Below are 14,816 nucleotides of genomic sequence, written 5' to 3'. Positions count from 1 at the left end.
GATGTAAATTTATATTTTTGATTGAGTGTTTATAATTGCCTCTATGTTATCAATGCAAATCATTACATCTAAAATGAATAAGCTTAAATGTTTAAAGTAATTTCTACAGTTTTAAATCTAATATTTCTTTCATCCCGATTTTTTAAACATTATGGTAAACTTTTTATTAGAGAACATTAAATTAAGCTAATGTGACTAATTTATGCTAAGATAGGAAATATCTTTGCGTTGGCTATGTCTAAGTGTGTTGAGATATTTAATAAAAATATTTCATTTGTAGCTCTAGGTTTTCGCGTTTTTAGATTTATAGTAATTTGCAAAAAAAGTTAATATTTACTTCTTTTTTTGTTTTTAAGCGTATTTAAAATTTTAGTGAGAAATATTTAGACATAAGGTTATGTCTTGGTATGTAGGGGTGATTTCTTGTCGAAAAACTTTTTATATTAAGGGTAGGGGGTGTTTTTATTGGTTTTTTTATTAGTAAAACTTTTGCCTTTTTTTGAAGAGGCGACTTGTTTTTGAAGATTCAGAGCATTTTGCAGAGTGTTAAGTGTGTGCGGTACACTTATAAGAATTCTTCTATTTAAAACTTTCTAGTTTAATAAATTAAACTCAAAAAATGATATTTATTAATTAAATCAGATAAACTGATAACCTAGAATTTAGTTTTTGTAACGCAAAGTTTATCAATTTTTATAATACGGCAAACAATGATAAGCAAAATAAAAATTAAAAAACGAGAGTTGTTCAAGCTCTCGTTTATATGTTCAAACATCGGTTTTGATTGGCATCGTAAAACCATCACAAAGGTAGTGAAAATATAAACTTTTCGATTTTATCGGGCAAATAACGGGCAACTGAAATAAAAAAAGCCTGTAAAAGGTTGATTAACAACGCTATTACAGACTTTTTATGTACCCGGAGCCGGAGTCGAACCGGCACGGTTTCCCACAGGTGTTTGAGACCAGCGCGTCTACCAATTCCGCCATCCGGGCTTAGCAGACGAAAAAACAACTAATAAATCAATTGTTTTAACGCAATAGAATGAAGTCATAAATGGCGTCATTCCTTTAACACGGTGCAAATGTAAAAAATAAATTTAAACCAACTACTAAAAATACTTAAATTTTTCCTTTCAGTGTCCAATAAATTTTATAAATTTGCACCTCGTTAAAACGACGCACACACAACTAACTACACCCGAGGCATTTATGCAGGTTTTGCTTTACCTAAAATGATAAAGTCGAATTGTGCAGAGCGCAGCGGAGCAAAAACAACAAATTATAATGTCGCACCTAGAACCAGAAGCTAAAATTTTTGCTTGTTCACAAAGTGTTTATCTTGCAGAAAAAATTGCAGAACAATACGGAATTCCGTTAGGAAAAGTAACGATGTCAACGTACAGTGATGGAGAATTTCAGCCGTCTTACGAAGAGTCAATTAGAGGATTACGCGTTTTTATCGTGTGCTCAACATTTCCAACTGCTGATAATTTGATGGAATTGTTATTAATGATTGATGCTGCAAAACGCGCATCAGCAAGACACATTACAGCTGTTATGCCTTATTTTGGTTGGGCAAGACAAGATAGAAAAGATAAACCAAGAGTTCCAATTGGAGCTAAGTTAGTAGCTAATTTATTAGATGCTGCAGGAGCGACAAGAGTAATGACAATGGATTTGCATGCAGATCAAATCCAAGGATTTTTTGAAAAACCAGTAGATCATTTATTCGCATCTACTATCTTTTTACCATACGTAGAAAGTTTAAAATTAGAAAACCTAACAATTGCATCTCCAGATATGGGAGGTTCAAAAAGAGCATATGCTTACTCTAAGTTTTTAGAATCAGATGTAGTAATCTGTTACAAACAAAGAAAAGCAGCCAACGTTATCGACACTATGGAATTGATTGGTGAGGTAAAAGGTCGTAATGTAATATTAGTAGATGACATGATCGATACAGGAGGGACTTTAGCAAAAGCTGCAGACCTAATGATCGAAAAAGGAGCACTAAGTGTTAGAGCAATTTGTACACACGCTATATTATCTGGCAGTGCGTATGAGAAAATCGAAAATTCAAAATTGACAGAATTAATCGTTACAGATTCAATTCCGTTAAAGAAAGAATCAAAGAAAATAAAAGTAGTGAGTTGTGCACCGCTTTTTGCAGAAGTTATGCACATGGTGCACCACAACAATTCCATTAGTGGAAAATTTATAATGTAGAAGCAGTAGGCTGTAGGCTTTAAGCCGTAAGCTTTGTTTTGCATTTTAAAAAGCCTAAAGCCTATGGCCTAAAGCTTACAGCAAATTAGAATATTTATTTAATAACTATATTTTTTTACAATGAAATCGATTACAATTAAAGGATCAGAAAGAGAAAGCGTGGGCAAAGTGTCAACTAAAGCCTTACGTAATGCTGGACAGGTTCCTTGCGTTTTATACGGAGGAAATCAGGCAGTACACTTCTCAGCAGACGTTACAGCATTCAAAAACTTGGTTTACACTCCAAACGCTCACACAGTTGTGATCGAACTTGGAAAAGGAAAATCATTCAATGCAATTTTACAAGACATTCAGGTTCACCCTGTATCTGACAAAATTTTACACATTGACTTCTTTCAATTATTTGATGAGAAAGAAATCACTATGGAAGTTCCAGTAAAAATTGTTGGTACATCTAAAGGTGTTCTTGCAGGTGGTGTTTTACGTTTAAACCAACGTAAATTAAAAGTTAAAGCTTTACCAGCAAATCTTCCTGATTTTGTTGAAGCTGACATCACTCCACTTGAAATGGGTAACAAATTATATGTTACTAAAGTTGGTGCTCCAGAATACAAAATTATGCACCCAGACAACACAGTTGTTGCTCAAGTAAGAATTTCTCGTGCTGCTATGAAAGCTGCTCAAGAAGCTGCAAAAGCTGCAAAAGCTCCTGCAAAAGGAAAGAAAAAATAATTTTTTCAAATCAATACAAAAAGCCTCAATCTTGCGATTGGGGCTTTTTTTTTAGCTTCTAAGTTTCTAAGATGCTGAGGTACTAAGGTTCTAAGTTTTTTAATATGAGAGAGCTTCGACTTCGCTCAGGATGACATAAGAGTAGCACAAAATAAAATCAGTGTAAGCCTGTTTCATCCGAGTACCATTCTTAGTGACCTTTACGGTTAAATAACCACCAACAGGCAATTATCTAATTGTCACATTCACAAATTATATAATTATCCAATTGCCACATTCTCTAATTAATCTTATTTTTGCATCATGATAAAATGGATAACAAAACTGTTTTCATCAACACAAAAAGAAGAGAACACAGAAGATAATATGAAACCGGAGGTTCACGAACACCAAAAAAACAATATAAAAAGCGTGAGTAAAAAATATTTAATTGTAGGTTTAGGAAATATCGGAGCCGAATACGTAAACACAAGACATAATATCGGATTTAAAGTATTGGACTTTTTAGCTAAAAAAGAAGGTCTTTCATTTGAAACTGTTAAACTTGGAACGTTGGCAGAATACAAATTTAAAGGAAGAACATTTTTGCTTCTTAAGCCAAATACATACATGAATTTGAGCGGAAAAGCAGTAAAATATTGGATGGATAAAGAAAATATTCCGTTAGAAAATATTTTGGTCATTACTGATGATTTAAATCTGTCATTTGGAACGATTCGAATTAAACCAAAAGGAAGTGACGGAGGTCATAACGGACTTAAAAACATTAATCTTGTTTTGAATACGCAGCAATATACCCGTTTTAGATTTGGAATCAGCGATCAGTTTAAAAAAGGACAGCAGGTTGATTATGTTTTGGGAGAATGGGATGAAGAAGAAAAAGCAAAATTGACAGAACGTTTAGAGGTTGCATCAGAAATTATAAAATCTTTTGGTACAGCCGGTCTTGAAAACACGATGACAACCTTTAATGGAAAATAAAGATTATCAGATGTTTGGCTTGAATAAAATTCAATTTATCAATTAATTAAATTGAATTATAACGAAATACTATTTTCAATTCCAAAGTTAAATGTCTAAATTTGGAATAAATTATTTATAAACCATAAAAATCATAATACCATGGCTTTTGAATTACCACAATTACCTTATGCATATGATGCATTAGAACCACATATTGATGCACGTACAATGGAAATTCACCATTCAAAACATCATAATGCATATACTACAAATCTTAATGCTGCTATTGCAGGAACAGATTTAGAAGGAAAAACAATCGAAAATATCTTAATTAACCTAGATAAAACTAACGCAGCAGTTCGTAACAATGGTGGAGGTTTTTACAACCACAATTTATTCTGGACAGTAATGGCTCCAAATGGAGGCGGATTACCAACAGGTGATTTATTAGCTGCTATCGAAGCTTCTTTTGGAACTTTTGAAGAGTTTAAAGCAAAGTTTGCTAAAGCTGGTGCAACACAATTTGGTTCAGGATGGGCTTGGTTATGTGTACACAAAGGAGGTAAATTAGACGTTTGCGGAACTCCAAACCAAGACAATCCATTAATGCCAGAAGTTGGTTGCGGTGGAACTCCAATTTTAGGAATGGACGTTTGGGAGCACGCTTACTACTTAAACTACCAAAACAGAAGACCAGATTATATTGAGGCTTTCTTCAGTGTAATCAACTGGACAGAAGTTGCTAGAAGATTTGCTTTAGATAAATAAGAAGATAAAGTAAAGAATAAAGAGAAAAGACGGATGACTTAATAGTTATCCGTCTTTTTTTTATCTCTATATTTTTATCTATAATCATTGTTCTATTTTCTAAAAAAATAAAATAAAAAAGGCGGAATCTCTTCCACCTTTTTTGCCCCAAATCTACCATAAACTTAACCTACTAATGTTATGGTTCAGTAAATGTATGGCAGTTATTATTGTGAAAAAAACTTTCTAGTTGAATGGTAAATATATCCGATAAAAAGATGTAATTACCTGTTTTTTAGGGTTTTAAATATATTTAAATAAAAAAGACGGAATCTCTTCCGCCTTTTTTGCCCCAAATCTACCATAAACTTAACCTACTAATGTTATGGTTTAGTAAATGTATGGCAGTTATTATTGTGAAAAAAACTTTTTAGTTGAATGGCAAATATATTCGACAAAATGGAATAAAATGCGCAAGGTGAGATATTTGAGTTTACTCCAATAAAAAAGGTGGAATTGCTTCCACCCTTTTTGCCCCAAATCTACCATAAACTTAACCTACTAATGTTATGGTAGTTCAAAAGTATTATAGCTTTTCATTTTTACCAAACAAACAGGATAAACGGCAAAAAAAACCGATGAAATGCACAAATTAACCTTTTGTTAGTATTTTATTAATAAGCTCTTGCATCTTTTCCTTCATAGAAATTCATGAAAGCTCTGTTTACAACTCGATTTCCTCCAGGAGTTGGATAATCTCCTGTAAAGTACCAGTCACCCAGGTTTTTAGGACATGCAATGTGTAAATCTTCTACTTTTTGGAAAATAATTTTAACTTCGGCGTTAATCTCTGGTGAGCTTAACATTTCGGCAATTTTATCTGAAACTTCTTCAGGAGTAAATTGATCGTAAATTGCAGTTACATAATTAACAACATCTTTGTCCTCAAAATTTTCCTGCGCTTTACATTTAGCATAAACTTCGTCTACGATATGGTATAAGTTTCTTTCTTTTAATAGGGTCAATGCGGCTCTAAAAGCGACAAGACCTTCTAGTTTTGCCATATCGATTCCGTAACAATCAGGATAACGAATTTGTGGTGCCGATGAAACGATAACTATTCTTTTTGGTTTCAAACGATCCATCATTTTTATGATGCTCATTTTTAAAGTTGTACCACGAACAATACTATCATCAATAATAACCAAATTGTCTTCTGGTTTGATTACACCGTAAGTAACATCATAAACGTGAGCAACTAAATCGTCACGGCTGCTGTCTTCTGTAATAAAGGTTCTAAGTTTGGCATCTTTAATAGCAACTTTTTCAGTACGGATTTTTACTGCTAATAATTCTTGCAAAGTTTCAGCCGTAAGAGTATTTCTGTTTGCTAAAATATAATTGTTTTTTCTCTGATTTAAGAAATCCTGAGCAGCTTCAACTAAACCATAAAATGATGTTTCGGCTGTATTTGGAATATATGAGAAAACAGTATTGTCTGTATCGCTGTCAATAGCTTTAAGAACGGCTGGCAAAATTAGTTTTCCTAAATTTTTACGTTCTTGGTAAATTTCAGCATCACTTCCTCTTGAGAAATAAATTCTTTCAAAAGAACACGCTTTTTTAACGGTTGGTTCCAAGATTTGGTTCATGGTAACTTTTCCGTCTTTTTTAATAATTAAAGCATTTCCTGGATCGATTTCTTGTACACTTTCAAAAGGAACATTAAACACAGTTTGAATAACTGGTCGCTCAGAAGCTACAACGACAACTTCATCATCTTGATAGAAGTATGCAGGACGAATTCCAGCTGGATCTCTAAAAACAAATGCATCGCCATGACCTAACAAACCTGCCATTGCATAACCGCCATCTAAGTTTTTAGCTGAACGGGTTAAAATTTTTGCAATATCTAATCTTTCAGCAATTACTGGTGAAGCTTCTCTTTTTGAGTAACCTTCGGCTTTACAATCTTGGTACAATTGCATTACTTCTTTATCTAAAAAGTGACCAATTTTTTCCATTACCGTAACAGTATCCGCCATTTCTTTTGGATGTTGTCCAAGTTCAACTAGATTTTCAAAAAGTTCTTTAACATTTGTCATGTTAAAGTTACCTGCTAAAATCAAATTACGGTGCATCCAGTTACTTTGGCGTAAAAATGGGTGAACACTTTCGATACTGTTTTTCCCAAAAGTTCCGTAACGAACGTGTCCTAAGAACAATTCGCCAACATATGGAATTTGTGATTTTATTTTATCAACATCGTCACCAATTTCTGGATTCGCTTTTAATTCTTCGCTGATTCTCTCATTGATTTGTTTAAAAACATCTTGTATTGGCTGCGAATGATTTGAACGAACTCTGCTTATGTAGCGTTGTCCAGGCTCAACATCAAGTTTAATGCTTGCAAATCCAGCTCCGTCTTGACCACGGTTGTGCTGTTTTTCCATCATTAAATACATTTTCTGAATTCCGTAAAATGCAGTTCCGTATTTTTCTTTATAATATTCAAGCGGTTTAAGAAGTCTAACTAAGGCTATACCACATTCGTGTTTTAAAGCGTCGCTCATTGTTTTTGTATTTTGTGTTGTTGTAAGTTGTGTGTATTAACGTAATAAAAAAAGCCCCGTTTTATCGAGGCTCTTAGGCATTATATTTCTATGTCAAACTGAGTTAACGACTTAAATTGTTGTAATCGAATCGCTACTTCGGCTTTGCTTAATGTTTCCATCCTTTCAGTTCCAAATTTCTCTACACAAAATGAAGCTAAATTCGAACCGTAAATAATTGCATTTTTCAAGTTGTTAAACGAAATGTTTTCGCTTTGTGCAATGAATCCTGAAAATCCTCCAGCAAAAGTGTCTCCTGCTCCAGTTGGGTCAAAAACATCTTCTAAAGGTAAAGCTGGTGCAAAGAATACTTCTCTGTTGTGGAATAAAAGTGCGCCGTGTTCTCCTTTTTTGATCACCACGTATTTTGGTCCCATATCTTGGATTTTAGCCGCTGCTTTTACTAATGAATATTCACCAGAAAGTTGTCTTGCTTCTTCGTCATTGATTGTAATAACATCTACACGTTTAATAACGTCTAATAATTCTGGAAGAGCGCAATCCATCCAAAAGTTCATAGTATCTAAAACTACTAATTTTGGTTTTTTCTCCATTTGGTCTAAAACACTGCTTTGTACTAACGGATGTAAGTTTCCTAACATCACAACATCAGCATCTTTATAGTCTTGAGGAACTTTTGGCTGAAAATCAGCTAAAACGTTCAACTCCGTTACAAGAGTGTCTCTAGAATTTAAATCGTTGTGATACAATCCGCTCCAGAAAAAGGTTTTACCGCCTTTTACAATTTCGATACCAGAGATATCGATTTTTTTTGAAGTTAAAAGATCTAAATGTTCTTGAGGAAAATCGTCGCCAACTACAGAAACTATGGCCGATTGCAAGTTAAAAAAGGATGCTGATAAACCAATGTACGTTGCAGCACCACCTAATATTTTATCTGTTTTTCCGAAAGGAGTTTCAATCGCGTCGAAAGCAACTGTTCCAACAATCAATAATTTATTCATTTTATGAATTTCGAATTAGGGTGCAAAGATACTTCATAAGTTGCAATATTGCAATGGTTTAAGTTCTCAAAATTTTCATAAAAAAATGATAGCGATTTAGAACTTAAAACTATTGGGAATGAGTAAATTATCTAAGGTTCTTTTGAATGCTCAAAATATCATTTTCAGAATTAAATTGCAATATATATTTTGGAAAAAACGCTGCATATTTTTATTAGATTTGTTTAAACCTCAAATCTCATTTATGAAGAGAATTATAACCTTATCACTGTTGTTTTGTCTTTTGATTTCCTGCGAAAGAAAAGAGCCTAATTTTTCTGAAGAAATGATTGAAATGTTAGCAGATCGTGGTGAAATAAAAGACGGAGTTGTAATATTACCTCCTATACCGGCTTCATTTACAGATTTATATTTTCGCATTACTAACAACGAAATTGTTTTGATAAATGGGAATGAATTATATTTCTTTTATAAAAAATATTATTCTACTGAATTTAAATCGTATAAAGATTTCTTAAATGCAGTTTTAAACGATGAATTTATTATGGATAAAGAGTTATTTAAACATCCAAAGTATCCTAAGCGGTTTAAACTAAATGCTGAAATAAAAAAAGAGTATTCAAATTTAGGATTTAATGAATTTTTGAAGAAATATGCTAAACCATCATTAAGAAAAAAAGAACTAATACTTAATAAATCAAATTTAAAAGAAGGACAATATTTATCAGTAACATATTTTTTATATATAAACAAATACGATATAAGTTCAGATTGTCATTTAGGAATTGATTATATTCGAAAAAGAGAAGATTCTTTTAAATAAAACTACAACTGATACTTCTTCTCAAAATAATTTTTTAGAAAGTTTGGAATATGTTATAGTAATTGTCAGTGATAGTGATTTTATTTATGATTCTTTAATTTATTTACATTTTTAATCCAATTGATGGCATCTTTCATAGGCTCTTGATCATCTGAAAAGGCTGTGTTGTGGCCCAAGTTTGGAAGTAACTTATATTCATAAGGTTTTCCTTTGGATTTTAACACGTTAAGATATTCGATGGATAGTTTCACGGGAACCTGAATGTCTTTGCCTCCGAAAATCCAGAATCCCGGAATTGATAGTTTAGAAAGAACATCGTTAGGATTTGTGTCAACAAACTCATATTTGTCAGGGTCATTGAATACGTGTTTTCTTGCTTCTTCTTCAGAGTGTGTATCCCAAAATTTGTTGTCTCCATTTGTGTAAAATTGGAATCTCAATTGTTCTTTAACGGTTATAAGCGCTCCGCTAAATATGGTCATAAATTTGACTTTCTTGTTTTTCTCTGCGGCCAATGGAATTATCCATCCAGCTTGACTGCCTCCTATTAAACCTATTGCTATTTGATCATTTTGTAAATGCTTGGACAAAGTATTTACAGCGGCACTTGTATCTAAAGACAAAAGATTTAGATTACAGAAATCAACATTGTTAGTCCCAACTTCAGGTCCGGCATATACACCAGCCGATTCTCCAACGCCGCGTTTATCATATGTTAAAACTGCAATTCCATTGTTGGCTAGATTTGCTGCAAAGTCTATCATTCTTTTTTCTTGCCCTGATCCATGAACAATCACAACGGCAGCCTGTATATTGTTAGGTGTAAAAACAGTTCCCGCAAGTGAAATTCCTTCACTAACAAATTTTATTTCCTTAGTAGTAAAGTTTGGCGGAACTGCTGCTGTGTAATTAGTAACAAATACTAACAACAATAGTAAGATATAATGGGAGTGTGCGTTTGTTGCTCTTAGAAGGGGTTTAAAAAATGACGTTTTATTTTTCATCTTTAAATCTATAGTTGATATTTCTTGTCAAAATAATTTTTTAAAATCCCAACTTGAATTAAAACCATAAAAGGAACTATCAAAACAGCATACAATGTGGTTTTAGAAAGATTAATTCCTGAGAATGCATTTCCAATTTTGTCCGTATATAATTTTCCAATTTCTAGATTATTTTCTGAAACTGAAAAAAGAGATATGTAAATAATCAAAGCAACTATTGCGGCTCCTATGAAAAACCAAACAGGTTTAGAAATTAAGGGTTGGTATGTTTTGATCTTCTTCTCTTCTAACAAATGAACTTCAGCCATTATTTTAGAAGTAAAATCAAATAATGGTGACTGCAGTTTTTCTTCAGCCATCATTTTATCAATAAGTTGTTCTATATTTTTATCGCTCTCTTTCATAACATTCTATTATTTCTGGTTCTAGCTGCTTTCTCAAAATTACGGCTAATTTTTGTCTGCTTCTAAATAATTTTACTTTCGCATTATTTGCTGATATATTCATGATTTTTCCAATTTCTTCTAAATTTTGATCGTCAAAATAAAATAAAGTCAAAAGGAAATTTTCGTCATTGGGTAATAAGTTTAAACATTTCTGAATCGTATGCTTTCGTTCTTTTTCTTCTAAAAGACTTAACGCATTATCCATGGTTTTGATTAAATGCGAAGAAAAATCATCAATCGAAATGTTTAGATCTTCTTTTTTGTTTTTCTTCAATCTGTCCAAACAAGTATTATAGGCAATCTTGTAAATCCAGGTCGAAAATTTAGAATCACCTTTAAATTTATTTAAAGAACTAAAAACCTTAATAAAGGTATCTTGTGCAACTTCTTCCGCTTCTTCTCGATTTTTTACCATTTTGAGCGCCAATGTAAAGATCATATCTTTATAACGATCAACAAGTATGGCAAAAGCTTTTGTCTCGCCATGCAAAATTTTATCGATATAATGTTGATCATTTAGTGTGCTCATATTATATAGGACGACAGTTTGTTTATTTAGGTTACAACATTTTAAAAATAAATTTTAAATATGAAAAGGAAATTCCAATTGCGGTGTTGAACTTTGTCAATCTTTAAAACTTTGACAAAGTTTGTCTTGTGAAAAACATATTCAAAATTAACTGATTATCAGTGATTTTTGGGATTTTGAATTTAATTTTTGAAAGTTTTTACAAAAACGTGTAACCTCAATTTAAAAAGCCTCGTCATATGGGTATATCAATCAATTAAAAACACAAAACATCATGGACGAAAAAATTTTAATTCCAATTAGTCTTTTCTTAATGATCTTCGGGATCGTTTATTTAATCTTTTCAACAAGAAATAGAGAGCGTTTGGCTCTTATAGAAAAAGGGGTAGATGCCAGTATCTTTTTGCAGGGAAAAGGAAGCGGTGTTCCGGTTTGGAAAATTTTTGTGGTAAATTTTGCTTTCTTATTAATAGGCAGCGGTGTTGGAATTTTTCTTGCGTTACTTATAACTACTTATACATCTCTTCAGGACGGAGCAGTTTATCCTTCAATTATTTTTATAATGGCAGGAATTGGGCTTTTGACAGGATTTAAAACAGCAAAAGATTTAGATAAAGAATAAGCAGGAAATTAAGTTAGTAAAAAAAGCATCAATTATATTGATGCTTTTTTTTATTCCTTAGAACCTATGGTTTCGTAATAAACATCTACAGAGAGTTTGGGCTGCATTGATGCCATAACAGCCAATTGATCACAGCGCTCATTTTGAGGATGATTGTTGTGTCCTTTAATCCATTTAAAATCGACTTGGTGTTTTCTGTAAGCAATCAAAAAGCGTTTCCATAAATCAGGATTTTTTCTGCCGGCAAATTTCTTTTTTTCCCATCCTAAAACCCATTTCTTTTCAACAGAATCTACTACATATTTAGAATCTGAAATTACAAGAACTTTCATGTTTGGTTTTTTTAGTTTTTCAAGGCCGACAATTACTGCTAAAAGCTCCATTCTGTTATTAGTCGTAAGACGAAAGCCCTCGTAAAACTCTTTTTTGTGCGGTGTTCCTACCAATTCCATCACTACGCCATAACCGCCGTTTCCAGGATTTCCTTTGGCAGCACCATCAGTGTATATATGTACTTCGTGTTGGGTCATTTTAATTTTTGATTAACCATATAAGTACTATAAGTTCATTTAAAAATACGGTCTTATATTTCTTTGTGAATATGACGATAGTTATTTAAGCGTCAAACTTATATATTCTTATATGACTTATATGGTTTAAATATTAGAGTTTGAATCTTCTAGGATAGTCTGAATTATTTCCGGAAAGTGTTTTTGTTCCAATTCGTGAATCTTTTCGGCTACTGTTTCTGGGGTATCCTCTTCAGTTAATGCAACATTTGCTTGAAAAATAATAGCTCCTTCGTCGTAGTTTTCATTTACATAATGAATAGAAATTCCAGTTTCCTTTTCTTTATTATTTACTATTGCTCTATGTATGTGCATTCCATACATTCCTTTACCTCCATAATTTGGTAAAAGTGCAGGGTGAATATTTATTATCTTATTTGGATAGTGCTCAATTATGTTTTCTGGGAATTTCAATAAAAAGCCAGCAAGAATTATCAAATCCGGGTCGATTTTTTGTATTTTTTGTAATACATTTCGTTCTAAAAGTTCGTTTTTTGAGAAGATTTCGACTGGAATTTGATGATTTTTTGCTCTTTCAATAACTTTTGCAGAGGCATTATTGGTAAAAACCGAAACAACTTTTGCAATTTCAGTATTTGCAAAATGTTTTATAATATTTTCCGCATTAGTTCCTGATCCTGAGGCAAAAACGATAATTTTTTTCATAATAGTGCTTATTTTGAGAATGCAAAAAACGGAATAAAAAACGAAAATAAATAGCTTTAAAAGACCTTTCTTGAAATTAATTTTATAAATTAGTGTCACATTTATAAACTAAATAGTTGTTTTAAAATAAAGTTTTTTATTTTTGCCAACAAATTAAATTCTAAAATTAAAGATTATGTCAGACATTGCATCAAGAGTAAAAGCGATTATCGTAGACAAATTAGGTGTTGACGAAAACGAAGTTGTAACAGAAGCAAGCTTCACTAATGATTTGGGAGCTGACTCATTAGACACTGTTGAGCTTATTATGGAATTCGAAAAAGAATTTGATATTCAAATTCCAGACGATCAAGCAGAAAACATTGCTACTGTAGGTCAAGCTATTTCTTATATCGAAGAAGCTAAAAAATAATAATACCGCACCCGAATTCTAAAAATTCCAAACTTGAATTTTCAAATTCCCAAACTTGGGATTTGTTTTTAAAAACTTGGAATTTTTAGAATCGGGTGTTATTATTTTTTTAAAATTTAAATTTCGATTGATTTTCAATCAAAAAGATATATTTATATTGTAATGCCCATGGCTCTTAAGTAACAAAACTGTTAAGAAAGCGTGGGTTTTATTTGTTTAAAGTACAAAATACATATTTATGGCATTAAGGCGAGTTGTTGTAACAGGATTAGGTGCACTTACTCCTATCGGGAATAATATCCAGGAATATTGGAATGCACTTGTGAATGGGGTTAGCGGAGCGGCTCCTATAACATATTATGATACAGAAAAGCATAAAACGAAATTTGCCTGTGAAGTAAAAAACTTCAATATTGAAGATTTTATGGATCGTAAAGAATCTCGAAGATTAGATAAATTTGCTCAATATGCTGTTGCTGCTAGTGACGAGGCTATTAAAGATGCCGGACTTACTGATGATAATATCGACAAACAAAGAGTTGGTGTTATTTGGGGTGCAGGAATTGGCGGTTTAGAGACTTTTCAAGATGAAGTAATTTATTATGCTAAAGGTGACGGAACTCCAAAATTCAATCCGTTTTTTATTCCAAAAATGATTGCCGATATCGCTCCTGCGCATATTTCTATGCGTAATGGGTATATGGGACCAAATTATACTACTGTTTCTGCATGTGCATCTTCTGCAAATGCATTAATCGATGCTTTTAATTACATTCGTTTAGGAATGTGTGATGTTATTGTATCAGGTGGTTCTGAAGCTGCTGTTACCATTGCTGGTATGGGTGGTTTTAGCTCAATGCACGCTTTGTCTACAAGAAACGAAAGTCCAGAAACAGCTTCAAGACCTTTTGACGCTACTAGAGATGGTTTTGTTTTAGGAGAAGGAGCAGGAGCGTTAGTTCTTGAAGATTACGAACATGCAAAAGCCAGAGGCGCAAAAATTTATTGCGAAATTGGTGGAGGCGGAATGTCATCTGACGCTTATCACTTAACTGCACCACATCCGGAAGGAATTGGAGTTATTGCAGTTATGAAAAATACTTTAAGAGATGCAGGAATGAATCCAGAAGATGTTGATCATATCAATACTCACGGAACTTCTACTCCATTAGGAGATGTTGCTGAATTAAAAGCGATTAGCGCTGTATTTGGTGAGCATGCAAAAAATATCAATATCAACTCAACGAAATCAATGACAGGACATTTACTTGGTGCTGCTGGAGCTATCGAAGCAATCGCTTCAATTTTAGCAATGCAACATGGTATTGTTCCTCCAACAATTAACCATACTGTGGTTGACGAAAACATTGATCCATCATTGAATCTTACTTTAAACAAACCTCAAAAAAGAGAAGTAAACGTTGCTATGAGTAACACTTTTGGTTTTGGCGGACACAATGCTTGTGTATTGTTTAAAAAATTAGCTGACTAATTTTCG

The 14,816-nt window shown here is 32.7% G+C and carries 15 protein-coding genes and 1 tRNA gene; 8 read left to right on the top strand and 8 right to left on the bottom strand.

The annotated features are described in order from the left end of the window. Positions 1-915: 915 nt before the first annotated feature. A tRNA-Leu gene (locus BOW55_RS06745) sits at positions 916-995 on the bottom strand. Between the two features lie 291 nt (positions 996-1,286). Here BOW55_RS06745 and BOW55_RS06740 point away from each other — a divergent pair. The 4 genes from BOW55_RS06740 (at position 1,287) to BOW55_RS06725 (ending at position 4,691) form a co-directional block, all read left to right on the top strand. Further along, positions 1,287-2,228: a ribose-phosphate pyrophosphokinase gene (locus BOW55_RS06740; protein ID WP_089053799.1), complete on the top strand. Its 942-nt coding sequence runs from the start codon at positions 1,287-1,289 to the stop codon at positions 2,226-2,228. A gap of 120 nt (positions 2,229-2,348) precedes the next feature. Next, complete coding sequence (locus tag BOW55_RS06735; protein WP_089053611.1) at positions 2,349-2,960, top strand: 50S ribosomal protein L25/general stress protein Ctc; 612 nt, start codon at positions 2,349-2,351, stop codon at positions 2,958-2,960. A 303-nt stretch (positions 2,961-3,263) separates the two neighbouring features. Further along, complete coding sequence (pth, locus tag BOW55_RS06730) at positions 3,264-3,941, top strand: aminoacyl-tRNA hydrolase (RefSeq protein ID WP_129023513.1); 678 nt, start codon at positions 3,264-3,266, stop codon at positions 3,939-3,941. 141 nt (positions 3,942-4,082) lie between these two features. Next, the gene (locus tag BOW55_RS06725) at positions 4,083-4,691 is read left to right on the top strand and encodes a superoxide dismutase (protein ID WP_129023512.1); all 609 of its coding nucleotides are present in this window, start codon (positions 4,083-4,085) and stop codon (positions 4,689-4,691) included. Positions 4,692-5,344: 653 nt separating this feature from the next. Here BOW55_RS06725 and BOW55_RS06720 read toward each other — a convergent pair. Beyond that, the gene (locus BOW55_RS06720) at positions 5,345-7,243 is read right to left on the bottom strand and encodes an amidophosphoribosyltransferase (RefSeq protein WP_129023511.1); all 1,899 of its coding nucleotides are present in this window, start codon (positions 7,241-7,243) and stop codon (positions 5,345-5,347) included. Positions 7,244-7,323: 80 nt separating this feature from the next. Next, positions 7,324-8,247, bottom strand: coding sequence for a PfkB family carbohydrate kinase (locus BOW55_RS06715; RefSeq protein WP_129023510.1), 924 nt, complete (start codon positions 8,245-8,247; stop codon positions 7,324-7,326). Between the two features lie 244 nt (positions 8,248-8,491). Here BOW55_RS06715 and BOW55_RS06710 point away from each other — a divergent pair, with 244 nt between their 5' ends. Next, positions 8,492-9,070, top strand: coding sequence for a hypothetical protein (locus BOW55_RS06710; protein ID WP_129023509.1), 579 nt, complete (start codon positions 8,492-8,494; stop codon positions 9,068-9,070). Between the two features lie 80 nt (positions 9,071-9,150). On the opposite strand, the gene BOW55_RS06705 is transcribed toward BOW55_RS06710, so the two are convergent. The 3 genes from BOW55_RS06705 to BOW55_RS06695 are packed head-to-tail and all read right to left on the bottom strand — an operon-like array spanning position 9,151 to position 11,049. Further along, positions 9,151-10,074, bottom strand: a complete 924-nt coding sequence (locus tag BOW55_RS06705) for a S9 family peptidase (RefSeq protein ID WP_129023508.1) — start codon at positions 10,072-10,074, stop codon at positions 9,151-9,153. 8 nt (positions 10,075-10,082) lie between these two features. Further along, positions 10,083-10,478, bottom strand: coding sequence for a hypothetical protein (locus BOW55_RS06700; RefSeq protein WP_129023507.1), 396 nt, complete (start codon positions 10,476-10,478; stop codon positions 10,083-10,085). Next, positions 10,462-11,049, bottom strand: a complete 588-nt coding sequence (locus tag BOW55_RS06695) for an RNA polymerase sigma factor (protein WP_129023506.1) — start codon at positions 11,047-11,049, stop codon at positions 10,462-10,464. Before BOW55_RS06695 ends, BOW55_RS06700 begins: the two co-directional genes overlap by 17 nt. Before the next feature lie 274 nt (positions 11,050-11,323). Between BOW55_RS06695 and BOW55_RS06690 the strand changes: the two genes are divergently transcribed. Beyond that, positions 11,324-11,671: a DUF6249 domain-containing protein gene (locus tag BOW55_RS06690; protein ID WP_089053620.1), complete on the top strand. Its 348-nt coding sequence runs from the start codon at positions 11,324-11,326 to the stop codon at positions 11,669-11,671. Positions 11,672-11,721: 50 nt separating this feature from the next. Here the strand turns inward: BOW55_RS06690 and rnhA are convergent, their stop codons facing one another. Together rnhA and purN are read right to left on the bottom strand one after the other, a co-directional pair. After that, on the bottom strand, positions 11,722-12,201 hold the full coding sequence (gene rnhA, locus BOW55_RS06685) for a ribonuclease HI (RefSeq protein WP_129023505.1): 480 nt from the start codon (positions 12,199-12,201) through the stop codon (positions 11,722-11,724). A 126-nt stretch (positions 12,202-12,327) separates the two neighbouring features. Further along, the gene (purN, locus tag BOW55_RS06680; RefSeq protein WP_129023504.1) at positions 12,328-12,906 is read right to left on the bottom strand and encodes a phosphoribosylglycinamide formyltransferase; all 579 of its coding nucleotides are present in this window, start codon (positions 12,904-12,906) and stop codon (positions 12,328-12,330) included. Between the two features lie 175 nt (positions 12,907-13,081). Between purN and BOW55_RS06675 the strand changes: the two genes are divergently transcribed. Both BOW55_RS06675 and fabF read left to right on the top strand, forming a co-directional pair. Then, a complete protein-coding gene (locus BOW55_RS06675; protein ID WP_007137004.1) occupies positions 13,082-13,318 on the top strand; it encodes an acyl carrier protein in 237 nt (78 codons plus the stop codon). A gap of 238 nt (positions 13,319-13,556) precedes the next feature. Next, on the top strand, positions 13,557-14,810 hold the full coding sequence (gene fabF / locus BOW55_RS06670) for a beta-ketoacyl-ACP synthase II (protein WP_129023503.1): 1,254 nt from the start codon (positions 13,557-13,559) through the stop codon (positions 14,808-14,810). Positions 14,811-14,816: the final 6 nt, after the last annotated feature.

This window comes from Flavobacterium sp. YO12, from assembly GCF_004119495.1.
GTDB lineage: Bacteria > Bacteroidota > Bacteroidia > Flavobacteriales > Flavobacteriaceae > Flavobacterium.
This window is presented reverse-complemented; position numbering and strand designations above follow the sequence as displayed.